Source organism: Sinorhizobium terangae (assembly GCF_009601505.1).
Lineage (GTDB): Bacteria > Pseudomonadota > Alphaproteobacteria > Rhizobiales > Rhizobiaceae > Sinorhizobium > Sinorhizobium terangae.
Map to the genome: position 1 here is coordinate 1 of NZ_WITC01000061.1, position 16,481 is coordinate 16,481.

Here is a 16,481-nt window from a genome sequence, read left to right on the forward strand (position 1 = left end):
TTGCCAATCTCCCCCCTTGTGGGGGAGATGCCCGGCAGGGCAGAGGGGGATGGGCCACCGGCAGTTCTCCTACGCGCCCTTGAGCAACGATCGGATCAGATGCCCCTGCTGCCTTCCTCTCCTCACCCCGCCGGAAACGCCACCACGACTTTCAATCCGCGCCCGCCCTCGCCGTCCTCCAGGCGCGTCGTCCCGCCGTAAAGCGTGGCGATCTCCTCGACGATCGGCAGGCCGAGCCCGGTGCCCGGCGCCTCGTCGCCACCGCGCCGGAAACGCTTGAGCACCGCTTCGCGCAATTCCGGCCGGATTCCCGGTCCATTGTCCTCGACTTCGAGCACGACGGCATCGTCGCGCCCTTCGACGCGCACCGTGACCTCGGCGCCCCGCCCGGCATAAAGAAGCGCGTTCCCGATAAGGTTCTTCAGAAGTTCGCCGACGAGCAACGGCTCGGCGCGGATCCAATGTTCACCTTCGCCGGCGAAGCCGAGGTCGATGCCGGCTTCGCCGGCCGCCGGCACGTGATCGGCGGTGATCTCACGCGCGAGTCCGGCAAGTTCGATGCGCTCCAAACCGCGCGCCTCGTCCTTGCCCGCCGCGTCGATTTTCGCCATCAGCAGCAGTTGCGCGAGAATGCGCTCTGCATTCGCCACCGCTTCATCCGCCTTGCGCGCGGCCGCCTTCGTCTCTTCGAGCGAACCCGCTCTTTGCGCGAGCGCCAGCTGCGTGCGGATGATCGCGAGCGGCGTTCGCAACTGATGGCTAGCATTGCCGGTAAAATGGCGCAGCGCGTCGAGGGCCGATTGCAGCCGCACCATGAACGAGTTGACGGTGTCGACCAGGCCCTGAACCTCGCTCGGCACCCGCTCGCCGATCGGATGGAGGTCGTCGGGGCTGCGTTCGGCAATAGCGTCGCCAAGCCGATACAGTGGTCTCAGCGAAAAGGTGACGGCGATCCAGACGATCATGGCCGCGCCGGCGATCATCATGCCCAAGCGCAGGGCCGAGCGCAGAAGGATCGTCTGCGTCAGCTGCCGCCTCGCGATCGTCGTTTCGGCAACAGTGACGACGAAGGGAACAGAACTGACTCCGGTCGAGGCGGAACGCCGGAGTGCCGCAATGCGAATGCGTTCACCGCGGAAGACGGCATCGCCGAACGTTGCCGACTGGTCCTGACCCTCGCTCAGCGAGGGCAGCGTCTGGTAGCCGGTGATGAATTGGCCAGGCGGCCCGTCCACCCGGTAGAAGACCCGGTCCTGCGCTGCCGACGTCAGCATCTCCAGCGCGACGTAGGGAATGTCGACCTGAAGCGAGCCGTCCTCGGCGACGACAACGCGCTCGGCGATCGCGAGCGCCGAACCGGCAAGCACGCGGTCCGAGACGACGTTCGCCGTCTTGACCGCCTCCCGGTATGTGTCGGTCAGCGCCACCACGCCGATCACGGCGGTGGAGATCAGGAGCCAGCCGAGCAGCCTGCGCCGCAGCGAATAGACGACCGTCCTCATTCGGGGCTGGCCGTCTTGTCGAGGTAATAGCCGATGCCGCGCGCGGTGCGCACTGTCAGGCCGTACGGCGCCAAGCGCTTGCGGAGCCTGCTCACATATTGCTCGATCGCATTGGGGCTGAGATCGTCATCGAGGCCGGTGAGCGACTGGACGATCGCCTCCTTGGCGACGACCTTGCCGGCGCGCATGAACAGAAGTTCGAGCAGCCCGAGCTCCCGGGCGGGAATTTCGATCGGTACACCGCCTGCAGAAAAGCTGCGTGCCGTCAGGTCCAGTGTGACGTTGCCATAGCTGACGACCGATGCCCGCAGTCCTGCCTGACGGCGCAGCAGCACCCGCACCCGCGCCTCGAACTCGCTGATGTCGAAAGGCTTGATCATGTAATCATCGGCGCCGAGGTCGAGACCCTTCACCCGCTCCTCCGGGGTGCCGCGCGCAGTCAGGATCAGGACCGCCGCCCGGTTCTGTCGAGCCCGCATGGCACGCAGCACGTCGAGGCCATCCATTTCCGGCAGGTTCAGATCGAGGATTACCAGATCGAAGCTTTCCGCAGCGGCAACGGCATGCGCCGAGGCACCGTCGCTGACGACGTCGACCGCGTAACCGCTTCCGCGCAGGATCGCGGATAGGCCCTCCGCCAGGGCCTGATTGTCTTCAACGAGCAAGATTCGCAATGTCGCTCTCCCCCGAGCATTTTATCGGCCGCAAGCTCGCTTGTGAACGGCAGGCGGCTACTGCATAATTCCCTAAATCGCAATTGATTTAGGGAGAAAAACATGCAGCACTTCAAGCTGTTACGGCGTCTCTTGCGTGTCTGAACCGACGCGCGGCGCTGTAAGGCATTGTGGAATTATGCGATACCTGATCTCCCTGCTTCTCTGTCTCCTTCTTCCCGGGTTGTCGCATTCGGCGCCCGTATTCTTCCCGGCCCTCTCCGGAGACGACAAGGCCGCGGTTCTGGTGGTCTACTCCTCGCTCGACGAACCGCTCGCGAGGCCGATGATCCTCGGCTTTCAGAAGGCCAATCCGGACGTAGCGGTTCGCTACGAGGATATGCTGACGGGCGAGATCTACGACCGGATCGTCAAGGAGACGGATGCTGGCCAGAAGACGGCTGACTTCGCCTTCTCCTCGGCCATGGACCTGCAGGTCAAGCTCAGCAACGACGGCTATGCGCAACGCAGCGACCTGCCGATGAGCGGCCGCTGGCCGGTCTGGGCGAACTGGCGCAACACCGCCTATGCACTGACCTTCGAACCGGCCGTCTTCGTCTACCATAAGCCAAGCTTCAAGACCGAGCCGCCGCCTGCAACACGCGCGGAATTCGTCGACTATCTGAAGCGGAAGGGCAGCGCCGTCTTCGGCCGGATCGGCACCTATGATATCGAGCGCTCGGGCGTCGGTTTCCTCTTCATGTCGCGCGACCAGGAGCAGTTCGGCGACATCTGGAGCGTCATCCAGGCGATGGGGTCCGCGGGCGTAAAACTCTATTCGACCAGCCAGGCGATCGTCGAACGGGTCGCCGATGGCCGGTTCGTTCTGGGCTACAATATCCTCGGATCCTATGCCGCCGACTGGGCCTCGCGCCATCCCGATGTCGGGATCGTGCTTCCAAAGGACTATACAGTGGTGATGTCGCGCATCGGGCTGGTGCCACAGGCGGCCGCCTCTCCTGACCTCGGCCGCCGGTATCTCGAATTCTTCATGTCGAAGGAAGGCCAGACCATCATGGCGCGCGAACTGCAGATCCCGGCCGTCAGCCCGGATGTCGCGGGCGAGAACACTGCCAACACCATGCAGGAGATGCTCGGCGGGCAATTGCGGCCCGTTCCGGTCAGCCCGGGGCTGATGGTCTATCTCGACCAGGTCAAGCGCGCCCGCCTGATCGCGCGCTGGAACGAGGTGCTGAGGCTCCACTGAAATTTCGGCAGGCAGAACAAACCATTTACGCAATGCCGACTTGATGTCAGGTTAATGTCAGCTTTCTATGGTGGCTTAGGGATCGCTGATGATCCGTGGAGGCGGGCCGTCAGCAGCGCTTCGGGAGGAAATCACCACCACGGTCAGCGGCTGGCGCGCAAAAAACCAGCCACGCGTTTCTCCCGTACGCGACGATAATCAACGCACGCGCGATTGAACGCGCCCTACGGAGGACCGACCTTGAAACACTTCTTCCTGGCATCCATTCTCGTTGGCGCCCTGGCGCTTCCGGCATATGCCGCCGACTATACGATCATCGCGCCGGCCAACCCCGGCGGCGGCTGGGACCAGACGGCCCGTTCGCTGCAGACCGTCATGCAGCAGGAAGGCATTTCCGGCAATGTCCAGGTGCAAAACGTTCCCGGCGCCGGCGGCACCATCGGGCTTGCACAGTTCGCCAGCCAGCAGAAGGGCAACCCGAACGCCCTCCTCGTCGGCGGCTACGTCATGGTGGGCGCCATCCTCACCAACAATTCGCCCGTGACCCTCAAGGACGTGACGCCGATCGCCCGTCTTACCGGCGAGTATGAAGCGATCGTCGTCCCGGCCGCTTCCGAGATCAAGACTATGGGCGACCTCGTCGAGGCGCTGAAGAAGGATCCGGGCGCCGTCTCCTGGGCTGGCGGCTCCGCTGGCGGCACCGACCACATCGCCGTCGGCCTGATTGCCAAGGCGGCCGGCGTCGATCCGACGAAGATCAACTACATCGCCTATTCCGGCGGTGGTGAAGCGCTCGCCGCCATCCTGGGCAGCCAGGTGACCGCAGGCATTTCCGGCTATGGCGAATTCGAATCGCAGGTGAAGGCTGGGACGCTCCGCCTTCTTGCGGTCTCAAGCGCCGAACGCCTCCCAGGCATCGATGCACCGACGCTGAAGGAATCCGGTGTCGACGTCGTGGTTGAAAACTGGCGCATGGTCGCAGCCGCTCCCGGCCTCACCGATGAGCAGAAGGCAGCCGTTTCCGCCGACATCGAAAAGCTCGCCAAGTCCGCAGGCTGGCAGGAAGTCCTGAAGACGAAGGGCTGGCAGGACACCTACCTCGCCGGCGACGCCTTCAACGAGCAGCTCGCGAAGGACGTTTCCGCAACCGAAACTGTCCTCAAGGACATCGGACTGGTCAAATGAACAGGGGAAATCACCCTTCCGTCGAAACGCGCCGCCCTGACAGGGCGGCGCTCATCATCGCCGTCGTTCTGGCGCTCATCGCCGGCCTGATCTTCTGGGACGTTTCGCGCCTGGCCGGGCTCGCCGGCTATTCACAGATCGGCCCGACGACGGTTCCCTATGTGATCGCCTGCTGTCTCATCGGCCTCGCAATCTGGACCGCCGTCGAAGCAGTGAGGGGCGACTTCGGTCACGAGCGAGAGCACCAGGAGTTCGGCCCCGTATTCTGGATCGTCGGTGGGCTGGCCGCCCAGATGCTGCTCTTGAACACGCTCGGCTTTTCGATCGCAACCGGCATTCTCTTCGGCCTGACTGCACGCGGCTTCGGCAAGCGCAAGCTGTGGCTCACAATTCCGGTTGGAATTGCCTTCAGCTTCATCGTCTGGGTGATCTTCGCCAAGCTCCTGCAACTGTCGCTGCCCGCAGGGCCGCTTGAACGCCTGTTCTTCTGAGGGGGCCGACGACTATGGCTACTTTCGACTTCCTGCTCCAGGGGCTGCTCGTCGCCGCCCAGCCGATGAACCTGCTCTACGCTCTCATCGGCGTGACGCTCGGCACCGCCGTCGGCGTTCTGCCCGGGATCGGGCCGGCGCTCACGGTCGCGCTCCTCTTGCCCGTCACCTACAGGCTCGATCCGGGCGGCTCGCTCATCATGTTCGCCGGCATCTATTATGGCGGCATGTATGGCGGCTCGACCACCTCGATCCTGCTCAACACGCCGGGCGAAAGCTCGTCGATCGTCACCGCACTCGAGGGCAACAAGATGGCGCGCGCCGGACGCGGCGGCCCGGCATTGGCGACCGCTGCGATCGGCTCCTTCGTCGCCGGTCTCATCGCGACCCTGGCGCTCGCCTTCATCGCCCCCTATATCGTCAAGCTCGCGCTGGTCTTCGGTCCGCGCGAATATTTCGCGCTGATGGTGCTGGCCTTCGTCACGGTTTCGTCCGCCTTTGGAGACTCGACGCTTCGCGGCCTGACCTCGCTTTTCGTTGGCCTCACCCTCGCCTGCATCGGCATCGACCAGTTGACCGGCCAGACGCGCCTTTCCTTCGGCGTGCCAGATCTGCTCGACGGTATCGAGGTGACGACGCTTGCGGTCGCCATGTTCGCGATCGGAGAAACCCTTTACATCGCTGCCCAGGGCGATCGCGGCCCGGACAAGGTCGAAGCCGTCAAGGGCTCGGTCTGGATGAGCGCGATGGACTGGGCACGCTCTTGGAAGCCCTGGCTTCGCGGCACTGTCATCGGCTTCCCGATCGGGGCGATGCCAGCAGGCGGCGCCGAAATCGGCACCTTCCTCTCCTATGCGGCTGAGAAGCGCCTGACCAAACATCCGGAAGAGTTCGGCAATGGCGCGATCGAAGGCGTGGCCGGACCGGAAGCGGCCAACAACGCCTCGGCCGCCGGCACGCTGGTGCCGCTGCTCACCCTCGGCCTGCCGACGACGGCGACGGCGGCAATCATGCTGGCCGGCTTCCAGCAATATGGCCTCCAGCCCGGACCGCTGCTGTTTGCCACCAACCCGCAGCTCGTCTGGGGTCTGATCGCGAGCCTTCTGATCGCCAACTTCATGCTGCTGGTCCTGAACCTGCCGCTGATTGGTCTCTGGGTGAAGCTCCTGACCATCCCGAAGCCGTGGCTTTACGCGGGCATTCTTCTGTTCGCGACGCTCGGCACCATCGGCGCCAACCCGTCGGTATTCGAGCTCGGCATGCTGCTCGCCTTCGGACTGCTAGGTTACGTCATGCGCGTCTTCGGCTACCCGATCGCCCCGGTCGTGGTCGGCCTGATCCTCGGGCCTCTCGCCGAACAACAACTGCGCCGGGCGCTTTCGATCAGCCAGGGTGACTTCACCGTGCTCTTCACCTCGCCGATCGCGGCCGTGCTTCTGGTGATCGCGGCCCTCGCCCTTATCGTACCGCTCATTCTGAGAGCGCGTGGGCGCGGCCAGGTCTTGGCACAACTCGCCGCCAGCGAGGACTGACCCTTTCGCCTCCCAAGGCGGTTCACGGAGCGGGAAGAGGGAGGGGCAGCCCTCTTTCCGCTCCACTTTTTTCTTCCCCAATCTTTAAAAGCGCTCCCCTCATCGCGGTCTTGCTTGCGCTGCATGGCTGGGGTGAGCTTTTGTGCATTGCAAAAATACCCACTCGGACCCATCTTTTGCTCATCGGATAGAAAACGAAAGCGAGCAAAGAGATGACTGCCACCAGCAAAAACCGCATGGGTTTCATTGGCCGCGCCTTCGCCGTTCTCGGTGCTGCGAACGCTGCCGCCGCCGCCGTCGAAGGCCACCGCCGCCCGAACGCGCGCGACCTGCGCACCCTCGGCATCGACCCGGCGAACTTCCCGGATATGCGGCGCGGCTAACGCGCGCCGGCAGACACAAGTACGATCTTGGAGCGGTCTCGTTTGAGACCGCTAAAATTTTGCCCTGACGGAGCCGAGGACCGTGCGGCCCGGGCCGGGAATACCGAGAGCCAGGTCGAAGTCATTGTCGAATGCGTTCAGCAACTGCAAACCGACTTCCAGATGGCCGCTTGGAGACTCCCAGGTGATCGCGGCATCGGTGGTCGTATATGATTCCAAATCAATGCCGAAGGGCGCACCGACTCGCTCCCCGACAAATGTCTGCGCCACCGTCGCCCTGACGCGCGAAGGATGTACGACCGTCAGCCCCACTTGCCCACGATAATCCGGCACAAGCGGTACGGCGAATTCTCCCCCGCTCCCAGGTGTCAGATCGACACTATGGTTCCAGGTGAACGAACCAAAGGCACCCAGCCCATCGCCAATCCAATAGTTTGCGCTGACATGGACACGATCGATTTCACCACTCGTCGTGTCGAAGCTGCCGAGCAACTCAGGGATGTCCAGGGAGAGGCCGTCAAAGCGCTGATGTTGGTACTCGACCGAGGTGAAGAAGCGTTCCGACCATTCGGCTTCCCAACGCAGTGCCGCGGTTTTCACGTTGCCCCCGATGAACAAAGGCAGGTCGAGAGGCGTGAGCCCTACTGTCGAGACCGGGGCAAGCGTGTAGCGTGATGAAAACTGCGTGTCTTCGCGATAGAACGCGCGGAGCCAGTGATTTTCCACGGGCGACCAGGCAACGCCGATGCGCGGATCGACGCACGGGCAGTCGTCGGCCACATCTTCCAACCAATTCCCATAAACGCCACCCTGGAACTGGAGATCTTCCGACACGTCCCATGTGGCGTCGGTGTAGACCCGCGTTGCATTGCCTTCGTCGGAAAACCGATCGACGAAGAACACCCCTCCAGTGAGCAGATCCGTATAGACTGCCGAATCGCGCGTAGTAAACCGACCGGTCTCGGCCCCATAGCGAAGGGTGACGGGTCCGATTCCATACAGATGGCTTACGCCGATCGTCGCAGTTTCCTCTTCCGTTTCTTGCTCAACGCGATACGGGCCGATGCGGTCCACCAAATCGATGCTCTGGTCTACGTCCGTGTCGCCGATGACGCCGAACGCCTGCAGAAGATTGCGCTCGCCAAACGTGTGACTCCAGCCGATCCCAAGGTTGGAGGATCGAGTTTCTCTCGTGTCGAACGGCGTCGGCGACCACGTCTGCCCCGGAAAGCCGGTGTCGAGATCTATCATATCTCCGAACAGGTAGACATTGTCCTCCAAGGTCGGATGCATTCCGACGGCGAATGTCGCGCCGGTGATGTCATCGCGATCGTTCGTGCGCGGACTATCGGGCCGCAGTGCCTCCGCCTGAAGATAGTAGCTGATCGGCAGCGACGCGTAGCTCGTACCCTGCACAAGGACATCGCTCTTCCAGCCAAGCTCGCCCTCCTGCATGATCAGGCCGCCGCCGATGGCGGCTTCGAAAAAGCTGGTTCGTTCGAGTGAATTGCGGATCGTCGGCGACGCGACCGCAAGCGGATCAAGCAGAACGGCCTGCAGGTTAGAGGAAACGGTGGAACCTCCTGCCTGTGTGCGCTCGCTTGGAGAAAGCAGCGGTGCGAATCCTTCGAATGGACTGACCCGGCCCGCCGCAGCCTCATCGAGATAGGTAGTTGATCTGAAGGGATCGTAGGAACGATCTGCGTAGTATTGACTCCACTCGTTCAGGCCAACATTGTCGAGCGCAATTCCCAGGAAGGAGGAAACCTGGCGGTTGGCATCGTAGCCGCCATAGTAGCCGCCACGCGCCTGCCGACGGCGCAGGGCCTCGCGGGCCTCCACAATCGCTTCGTCGGCGCGGTACTGGTCAAGGGCGATGCCGGAGCGGATCAAGGGGATCGACGGATTATCCGGATCGAATCTATCCGCGTTGTCGAGCGCCTGAGCCGCCTCCTCGTCGGCACCCAACTGGTAGCTGCCAATCGCCAGGCCTATAAGGCTGTCCCCGTAGGTCGGGTTGACGGCGGAAGCTTCGAGCAGCGCCTTCTCGCCTTCCTCGGTCCTGCCGATCCGCAAGAGATAACGCCCCTTGGCCGCGAGAACAGCGTAGGAACGGGGGTCCAGCGCCTCGGCTCTGTCGATCGCGGCCTTGGCCGCCGCGATCTGGTCGTTGTCCATCAGGAAGCGCGCGTAGTTTGCATGGAGCGCCGCATTTTCCGGGTTCAGCTCGATCGCGCGGCGATGGGCAGCATCCGCCTCTCTGATCGCGCTGCGATCGCTTTGAACGATGCCCAGCTCGTTCCAGGCGGCATCGTCACCGGGCGCGATCTTGGTCGCACGCTTCAGATCCGCGAGCGCGCCGTCGAGATCGCTGGATACGGTTGCACGGAAGCGCGCGTTTGCGAGGAGATAGGCTGGCTCCTCCGGATCGATTGCTTTGGCGCGGGCAAGAGCCTCCCTCACCTCGTCTCGACGATCGAGCTGGAAAGCGAGATCGGCCCGCATCGCCGGCAGTCGCGCATCGTTCGGGAAGCGCTCTTCGGCCGCCTTCAGGATTTTTATCGCTTCCGCCTGTCCAAGGATGTGGGCGGCGGCGGTGGCGCGTGCCATCACAGCCACCGGGTCGTCGGCATAGGCGCTGGTCGCCGGCGGTGGCGTCTCTCGATCCGGATGTTCCAGGGCGCTCGCAAACCATCGGCCGAAGGCTGCGGCCGCCCGGCGGTTGCGCGGCAGGTGCGGCATGGCGGCAGCAAACAAGCGGCTTGCCTCGGCGTAGTGCAGCTCCTGTCCCGCAATCATCGCTTCGACGAGTTTCGCCCGCGCCTCCAGCCCGGCCGGCAAAGGGCGGCGGAGATGCGCAAGCGCATCCTTTGCGGCCGCGCGCCCATCGCTCGAAAGCATTGCTTCGGCGAGCGCAACCCAGTCCTCGCTGCTTCGCTGCGCGGGCGCGATGGCCAAAATGGCATCACGCCTGGCACGCGTCTCGCGACCGCCCACCCCACTCAGCGGCAGAGTGGCAAAAGCGCCGCGCAGTTCGGTGTATAGCAGGATCTGCTCGCGCTCCTCCAGATTGACGAGGATGTATTTGCGCGGTGCCTGTCCAATTGCTGCAAACGCGCCCTCGCCCTGATTGACGGTTACCGATCCTTGGGCGTTCTTGAGCTCCACTCTGCCCTCGAGCACGGAGAGCGTCGTATCGCCGTTACCGGTGATCCGAAGAGTCCAATCCGTGCCGCGAATGGCCGCGGTTGCCGCCGGCGTGTCGATGGTCAGTCCGCTGCCGCCACGCTTGGCACGCGCCCAGACGACGCCGGATTGAAGGCTGAGTTCGCCGTCGGAGTTTTCACCTATCTTCTTAATGAGCAGTGTCGTGTTGCGCCCCATGCGCATCTGCGTGTCGTCGGCAAACAAAAGCGCCAAGCTGCCGGTTGCATTGGTGCGGAGCACATCGCCGGCAAGAAGGTCCTGGTTGACCTCTACCGTGCGCCAGTCATCCACCTCAATGAAGCGAATTTCCTCGCCGGACTTGCGCGCAATGACCGAGCCCTCTGGAGACGACGCGCGCGAAAACACCTCGGCTGCCGACGGCAACACGCTTCCCAGCACCGCGAACGCGGCAACCGCGAATTTCAGTTTGCGCATGGTGACTTTGCTGATCCCCTGATCCCCACCGCACTATGCGTGCGACATGGAACCGAAGTCAATTTCTGGTGGCTCGAAATGCCACAAGAAAATGCGCGCGGAAACGCGCGGATAGTGGCAAGATCGCCGCTTTACGACAATGAGCCCCAACGCACCGTCGGGAGCCACACAGCTTGCGAACTTGACCCCGCGCGCCTCCGTGTCATCCTGCGACGATGATCAGCGGTGTGCTTCTGGATCTCGCTGGCGTCATCTATGACGGCGACGTGGCTGTGCCTGGCGCGACGGAGGCGGTTCTGCGCCTGCGCGACGCCGGTCTTCCCATCCGCTTCGTCAGCAACACCACCCGCTCGACGAAGTCAGCCGTTCTTGACCGGCTTGCCCGGCTGGGCCTTTCCGTGACAGCAGACGAAGTCTTCACGCCGGCTGAGGCAGCGCGCCAATGGCTTGCCGAACATGGCCGATCGCCGCATCTGCTTGTCCATCCCAATCTCGTGCAGGAATTCGACGATCTGAGAAGCGGTCTGCCGAAGGCCGTCGTTGTCGGTGACGCGGGCGAGGCTTTCGATTACCGGACGCTCAACACGGCGTTTCGTGAATTGATTGCCGGCGCGGAATTGCTGGCGCTCGCCCCAAACCGGACTTTCAAGGATGCCGATGGAAAACTCAGCCTCGACGCCGGAGCCTTCGTAATCGGACTGGAATTCGCCAGTCAGAAGAGCGCGATCGTGCTCGGCAAGCCGTCGCAGGCCTTCTTTCGGTCTGCGCTCGCGACGATGAGTTGTGCGGACGCTCAAGCCGTCATGGTGGGTGACGACGCCGAAACAGATGTGGCGGGCGCGCTGGCGGCAGGCTTGGCGCACGCCCTGCTGGTGCGCACTGGCAAGTACCGCGAAGGCGACGAGAAGCGTTTCGAGCCCGCACCGACGGCGACGGTTCGCGATATTTCCGAAGCGGTCGACTGGGTCATCGACGCAAGCAAACGGTGAAGGCGGGAATGGGAGCCGCTGACGGTGGCAACAGCCATCGGCGTCCGCGAATTCCCGGGAGGATCGTACAGACCAGGAAAAGGGACACGGCGCCGACATTCGCGTCGGCGCCGCGGGGAGTGTTTATGCGACTTTCGCGACGCTGCCTTCGGTCGGAACGGTCGAGATGGTCTTCAGCACCTGCGAAGCGATCTGGTAGGGGCAGCCTTGGGAGTTCGGGCGCCGATCTTCGAGATAGCCGCGATAGCCGTTGTTGACGAAGCTGTGCGGAACGCGGATCGATGCACCGCGGTCGGCAACGCCGTAGCTGAACTTGTTCCACGGTGCCGTCTCATGCTTGCCGGTCAGGCGCATGTGGTTGTCGGGGCCGTAGACGGCGATGTGCTCGTGCAGGTTCTTCTCGAAGGCAGCCATCAGCGCTTCGAAATACTCCTTGCCGCCGACTTCGCGCATGTAGGCGGTCGAGAAGTTGCAGTGCATTCCCGAACCGTTCCAGTCGGTGTCGCCGAGCGGCTTGCAGTGCCACTCGATGTCGATGCCGTACTTTTCCGTCAGGCGCTGCAGCAGGTAGCGAGCCAGCCAGACTTCGTCGGCGGCCTTCTTGGAGCCCTTGCCGAAGATCTGGAATTCCCACTGGCCCTTGGCGACTTCGGCATTGATACCTTCATGGTTGATGCCGGCAGCCAGGCAGATGTCGAGATGATCTTCGACGATCTGGCGTGCGATGTCGCCGACGTTCTTGTAACCGACGCCGGTGTAGTAAGGGCCCTGCGGTGCCGGATAGCCCTGCTCCGGGAAGCCGAGCGGGCGGCCGTTCTTATAGAAGAAGTATTCCTGCTCGAAACCGAACCAGGCGCCCTCGTCGTCGAGGATCGTCGCGCGGCTGTTCGACGGGTGCGGGGTCTTGCCGTCCGGCATCATGACTTCGCACATGACCAGTACGCCGTTGGTGCGAACCGGGTCCGGATAGACCGCGACCGGCTTCAGCACGCAGTCGGAGCTGCGGCCTTCGGCCTGCATCGTCGAGCTGCCATCGAATCCCCAGAGCGGGAGCTGCTCGAGCGTCGGGAATGCATCGAATTCCTTGATCTGCGTCTTTCCGCGCAGGTTCGGGACCGGGGTGTAGCCGTCGAGCCAGATATACTCGAGCTTATACTTTGTCATTGCGAATCTCTCATAACGTGGTTGCGAGGCTTTGAGCAATCCTGACGGACCGACACGCTTCAAGCGCCGACCGCCAAGGGATCCGGAACTGCTCAAGCATTTTGCGTGCCAGTTCGGCCATTACGGCCCGCCGATAGCGGAATAATTGACTGGCTGCCGGTTCCTCGTCCGTGCGCGCAAACCATCCACCCGCCGCTGGTGCCGCTCGAACGTTGCAATAGAGTCAACCGGTTAGTTGATTGCGGTACAGGCTCCGCCCCGCAACAGGCAACTCACCCGCCGCGCCAAACGATGCCGTCAAAAACGCGTACACCGGGACCCCGGGATCAACATGGGATTGGAGTGCATGGCCGTAAAATTGCGACGACGCCGTCTAAATTTTCATCGCGCGAAAGCGCGTGCCCACAAATACGGCACGCAATTGATTGCGTTTTCATCATTTCGCGCAAACCATGTGCAAACCGGATGCGATGCGCTATGCTCCCTGACAGAACTCAAGGGAGACCAGACGATGGCCGAGAGTTTATACCGCAGGTCGGCGACGATTTATCCTTTCCCCGTGAAACCCTTCAAAAGGGTGGAGAATCGCCGGGAAGAGAAGCCGGGACCCGGTGCGCAGGAGGTTTGCGCGGCCGCAATAGACGGTTGCTGGTACCACGAAGAGGCCGTTCGCGCCGAAGCCGAAGAGCATCCGGGCATTCCGGGCAAAATGAATTAGCGCGAACGCAACGCCTATTTTTTGATCATCTGCATGAATTGCGGGCGATGCCCGCTTGTCGCCGACACGACTACCCTTTGACGGCACCCGACGTCAGGCCAGCGACGATCTTGCGCTGGAAAATCAGTACCAGCACCAACAGCGGCAACGTGACGGTCACCGACGCGGCCATGATCTGGCCGAACGGATATTCGTAGCGGCTGCTGCCGGTAAGCAGGCCGATCGCAACCGGCACGGTCCGGTTCTCGTCGGTCAGGATAAAGGTGAGCGCGAAGAGGAATTCGTTCCACGCCAGAATGAACGAGAGCAGCCCGGTGCTGGCAATCGCGGGCCCCATCAGCGGCAGCAGCACATGCGTCAGGACCCTCAGCCGCGAACAACCGTCGATGAGCGCCGCCTCCTCCAGCTCCGTCGGCAGATCGCGGATGAAGCTCGTCAGGATCCAGGTGGTGAACGGCAGCGTAAGGATAAGATAGGAAACGATGAGTGCCGACGGGCGGTTATAGAGCCCAAGCCAGCCGATCACCTCGAACATTCCCGAGAGCACGACCACCTGCGGGAAAATCGAGATCATCAGGACGGCGATCAAAATAATCCGGCCTGGCGAAAAATGCAGCCGCCCGAGCGCATAGGCCGCGAGAATGCCGATCACCAGCGAGATCATCGTGCTCGCGAAAGCGACGAGGCCAGAGTTGACGAGCGCGCCCATGAACACGGGGTTGTGGAACAGCTGCCAATAGTTGCTGAAGTCCGGCGATGGCAGGAGACTGAACTGATAGAGCGCCTGGCCGGATTTCGTGGACGATACGATCGCCCAGTAATAGGGGAATAGCATGTAGACGAGTACGGCCGCCACGCCGACATAGAGACCGAAAGTCCTCACACGCCGGATCGTGCGATAGGTGCTGTTGGAATAGCGTCTTGCAGGGGCAGTCGTCGTCATTGCCATTATCGTCACCCTGTCGTCCGATCGAGGCGCAGGGCGCCAACAATGACGATCGCGATCAGCCCGATGATCATGAACACCCAGGTCGAGGCCGCCGAGCCGAGGCCGAGGTCCTGGAAGCTGATCAGCTGGTCGCGTGCATAGATCGACATCGTCATGGTGTTTTCGTTGTTGGCGGCAAGCACATAGCTGAGGTCGAACATCCTGAGCGCATCGAGCGTGCGAAACAGCATCGCAACGCCGATCGCGGGTGTCGCGAGCGGCAGCGTTATCGACCAGAAGCGCTTCCAGTGCGGCACGCCGGAAACTTCCGCGGCCTCGTAAATCTCCTCCGGAATCAACTGGAGCCCGGCGAGGATAAGCAGCACCATGAACGGCGTCGTCACCCAGACATCGATGAAGATCACGGTATAGAGGATGAGCGAGGGTTCGGCCGTCCAGGCGATGCCCTTCTCGACGAGGCCCAGCGTCACGAGCAGCTCGTTGACGAGGCCGAACTGGTCGTTGAGCATCCACTCCCATATCCGTGTCGAGACGACCATGGGCATCGCCCAGGGAACGAGAATGGCAGCCCTGACGATGCCCCGGCCGACGAAAGCCCGGTGGAGCAAAAGCGCGATCGCCAGCCCCAGAAGCGTCTCCAGGCCGACGGATATGACGGTGAAAAACAGCGTGTTCTTGACCGCGCGCCAGAATACCGGATCTTCGGCGACGGCTATGAAATTGTCGATCCCGACAAAGCCGTAGTTCGCCGGCGCATCGAGAAAGGCGTCCGTGAAGGAAAAGAAGATGCTGCGCGCGAGCGGCCAGATGGCGACACCAAAGAGCGCGATTATCAGTGGCAGCAGAAACAGCCACGCGGTTCGGTTCTGCTGCCGTTGCATCCTCTCGGCCGCACTCACAGCGAAGCTCCCGATGCCAGTTGTACGGCGCCGTCGTGCTCGATCCGTCTCCCGTCTTCGCCGAAGAGATAGAGATTTTCGGGCTGCCAGCCGAGGCCGACCACCTCGCCCTCTGCGAATGCAGGCGGGCTTCCGGTCGAGCGTACCGTCCAGACCAGCGTCTCGCTGAGCCGCACATAGCAGACATATTCGTAGCCGAGGTCTTCCATGCGCTCGAACGTTCCGCGGATCGTGCCCTTGGTCTCGGCGCTGACCAGCTTGAGGGCTTCGGGCCTGAGTCCGATCTCGACGGGGATGTCGGCGCCGGCAAACTCAGTGGCATGATAAAAACCGCCGACGCCCCGGAGCACGCCGCCCGACGAGGCGGCGCGGTCGAGCGGCGCGAAGTTCATGCGCGGACTACCGAGAAAACCGGCAACGAACCTGTTTGCTGGCCGGTCGTAAAGCTCCCTCGGCCGGCCGACCTGTTCTATCCGCCCCCAATTGAGGATGACGATCCGATCGGCGAGCGTCATCGCCTCGGTCTGGTCATGCGTCACATAGATCATCGTCGTCTTCACGTCGGCATGCAGCTTTGCGATCTCGAAGCGCATTTCCATGCGCAGATCGGCGTCGAGATTGGACAGCGGTTCGTCGAAAAGGAAAACCTCGGGCTGGCCGACAAGCGCGCGGCCGATCGCCACGCGCTGCCGCTGGCCGCCGGAAAGCTGACGCGGACGCCGATCGAGCAGATGGCTGATTTTCAGCATCTCCGCGACCTTGGTCACGCGGCGGCGGATTTCGTCCTTGCCTAGGCGCGCGGTTTCGAGCGCGAAGCTGATATTGCGCGACACGTTCATATGCGGGTAGAGCGCATATGACTGGAAGACGAAGGCAAGCCCGCGCTTCGACGCCGGCACGTCGGTCACCTGCTCGCCACCGATGAACACGTCGCCTTCGCAAACCGGGACAAGCCCGGCGATCAGGCGCAAAAGCGTCGACTTCCCACAACCCGACGGGCCGACGAACACCATGAACTCGCCGTCCTCAATTTCCAGATCGATCGACCGGATGACATCGTAGGCGCCGAAGCTCTTGCTGACGTTTTTCAAGGTGACTGAAGCCATT

The 16,481-nt window shown here is 62.6% G+C and carries 14 protein-coding genes; 7 read left to right on the plus strand and 7 right to left on the minus strand.

Annotation, left to right across the window (positions count from 1 at the left end):
• Positions 1-122 precede the first annotated feature (122 nt).
• Positions 123-1,502: a sensor histidine kinase gene (locus GHK62_RS16400; RefSeq protein WP_153440222.1), complete on the minus strand. Its 1,380-nt coding sequence runs from the start codon at positions 1,500-1,502 to the stop codon at positions 123-125.
• Positions 1,499-2,176 (minus strand): response regulator, encoded by a 678-nt coding sequence (locus GHK62_RS16405; protein ID WP_153440223.1) that lies wholly within the window; start codon positions 2,174-2,176, stop codon positions 1,499-1,501. Before GHK62_RS16405 ends, GHK62_RS16400 begins: the two co-directional genes overlap by 4 nt.
• Positions 2,177-2,354: 178 nt before the next feature.
• Between GHK62_RS16405 and GHK62_RS16410 the strand changes: the two genes are divergently transcribed.
• From GHK62_RS16410 to GHK62_RS16430, 5 genes are all read left to right on the plus strand, one after another.
• A complete protein-coding gene (locus GHK62_RS16410) occupies positions 2,355-3,422 on the plus strand; it encodes an ABC transporter substrate-binding protein (RefSeq protein ID WP_153440224.1) in 1,068 nt (355 codons plus the stop codon).
• Positions 3,423-3,662: 240 nt separating this feature from the next.
• Positions 3,663-4,607, plus strand: coding sequence for a Bug family tripartite tricarboxylate transporter substrate binding protein (locus GHK62_RS16415; protein ID WP_153440225.1), 945 nt, complete (start codon positions 3,663-3,665; stop codon positions 4,605-4,607).
• Positions 4,604-5,098 carry a tripartite tricarboxylate transporter TctB family protein gene (locus GHK62_RS16420; protein WP_153440226.1) on the plus strand — a complete coding sequence of 165 codons (495 nt, stop codon included), beginning with the start codon at positions 4,604-4,606 and terminating at the stop codon, positions 5,096-5,098. The genes GHK62_RS16415 and GHK62_RS16420 overlap by 4 nt, the downstream gene beginning before the upstream one ends.
• 14 nt (positions 5,099-5,112) lie before the next feature.
• Positions 5,113-6,630, plus strand: a complete 1,518-nt coding sequence (locus GHK62_RS16425) for a tripartite tricarboxylate transporter permease (protein ID WP_153440227.1) — start codon at positions 5,113-5,115, stop codon at positions 6,628-6,630.
• Between the two features lie 212 nt (positions 6,631-6,842).
• Positions 6,843-7,013: a hypothetical protein gene (locus GHK62_RS16430; RefSeq protein ID WP_153440228.1), complete on the plus strand. Its 171-nt coding sequence runs from the start codon at positions 6,843-6,845 to the stop codon at positions 7,011-7,013.
• Positions 7,014-7,064: 51 nt separating this feature from the next.
• On the opposite strand, the gene GHK62_RS16435 is transcribed toward GHK62_RS16430, so the two are convergent.
• Entirely contained in the window at positions 7,065-10,655 is a 3,591-nt protein-coding gene (locus tag GHK62_RS16435; RefSeq protein ID WP_153440229.1) for a FecR domain-containing protein, read from the minus strand.
• Between the two features lie 215 nt (positions 10,656-10,870).
• Between GHK62_RS16435 and GHK62_RS16440 the strand changes: the two genes are divergently transcribed.
• Positions 10,871-11,644, plus strand: coding sequence for a TIGR01458 family HAD-type hydrolase (locus tag GHK62_RS16440; protein ID WP_153440230.1), 774 nt, complete (start codon positions 10,871-10,873; stop codon positions 11,642-11,644).
• 123 nt (positions 11,645-11,767) lie between these two features.
• Here GHK62_RS16440 and GHK62_RS16445 read toward each other — a convergent pair whose 3' ends face one another.
• Positions 11,768-12,808, minus strand: coding sequence for a glutamine synthetase beta-grasp domain-containing protein (locus tag GHK62_RS16445; RefSeq protein WP_153440231.1), 1,041 nt, complete (start codon positions 12,806-12,808; stop codon positions 11,768-11,770).
• A 346-nt stretch (positions 12,809-13,154) separates the two neighbouring features.
• Between GHK62_RS16445 and GHK62_RS34330 the strand changes: the two genes are divergently transcribed.
• Positions 13,155-13,526, plus strand: coding sequence for a DUF2735 domain-containing protein (locus GHK62_RS34330; protein WP_234886924.1), 372 nt, complete (start codon positions 13,155-13,157; stop codon positions 13,524-13,526).
• A gap of 70 nt (positions 13,527-13,596) precedes the next feature.
• Here GHK62_RS34330 and GHK62_RS16455 read toward each other — a convergent pair whose 3' ends face one another.
• From GHK62_RS16455 to GHK62_RS16465, 3 genes are read right to left on the minus strand one after another with little or no spacing between them, the layout of a single operon-like run.
• On the minus strand, positions 13,597-14,484 hold the full coding sequence (locus GHK62_RS16455) for a carbohydrate ABC transporter permease (protein ID WP_184108467.1): 888 nt from the start codon (positions 14,482-14,484) through the stop codon (positions 13,597-13,599).
• A complete protein-coding gene (locus GHK62_RS16460) occupies positions 14,481-15,374 on the minus strand; it encodes a carbohydrate ABC transporter permease (RefSeq protein ID WP_184108468.1) in 894 nt (297 codons plus the stop codon). Before GHK62_RS16460 ends, GHK62_RS16455 begins: the two co-directional genes overlap by 4 nt.
• Positions 15,371-16,480, minus strand: coding sequence for an ABC transporter ATP-binding protein (locus GHK62_RS16465; protein ID WP_153440233.1), 1,110 nt, complete (start codon positions 16,478-16,480; stop codon positions 15,371-15,373). The genes GHK62_RS16460 and GHK62_RS16465 overlap by 4 nt, the downstream gene beginning before the upstream one ends.
• Position 16,481 lies beyond the last annotated feature (1 nt).

Bases quoted from the DNA above. Each gene is read 5' to 3' on its own strand.
- GHK62_RS16440 (WP_153440230.1), top strand. From the start codon at position 10,871: ATGATCAGCGGTGTGCTTCTGGATCTCGCTGGCGTCATCTATGACGGC.
- GHK62_RS16430 (WP_153440228.1), top strand. From the start codon at position 6,843: ATGACTGCCACCAGCAAAAACCGCATGGGTTTCATTGGCCGCGCCTTC.
- GHK62_RS16400 (WP_153440222.1), bottom strand. From the start codon at position 1,502: ATGAGGACGGTCGTCTATTCGCTGCGGCGCAGGCTGCTCGGCTGGCTC.
- GHK62_RS16445 (WP_153440231.1), bottom strand. From the start codon at position 12,808: ATGACAAAGTATAAGCTCGAGTATATCTGGCTCGACGGCTACACCCCG.
- GHK62_RS16425 (WP_153440227.1), top strand. From the start codon at position 5,113: ATGGCTACTTTCGACTTCCTGCTCCAGGGGCTGCTCGTCGCCGCCCAG.
- GHK62_RS16420 (WP_153440226.1), top strand. From the start codon at position 4,604: ATGAACAGGGGAAATCACCCTTCCGTCGAAACGCGCCGCCCTGACAGG.
- GHK62_RS34330 (WP_234886924.1), top strand. From the start codon at position 13,155: ATGGCCGTAAAATTGCGACGACGCCGTCTAAATTTTCATCGCGCGAAA.
- GHK62_RS16410 (WP_153440224.1), top strand. From the start codon at position 2,355: ATGCGATACCTGATCTCCCTGCTTCTCTGTCTCCTTCTTCCCGGGTTG.
- GHK62_RS16435 (WP_153440229.1), bottom strand. From the start codon at position 10,655: ATGCGCAAACTGAAATTCGCGGTTGCCGCGTTCGCGGTGCTGGGAAGC.
- GHK62_RS16465 (WP_153440233.1), bottom strand. From the start codon at position 16,480: ATGGCTTCAGTCACCTTGAAAAACGTCAGCAAGAGCTTCGGCGCCTAC.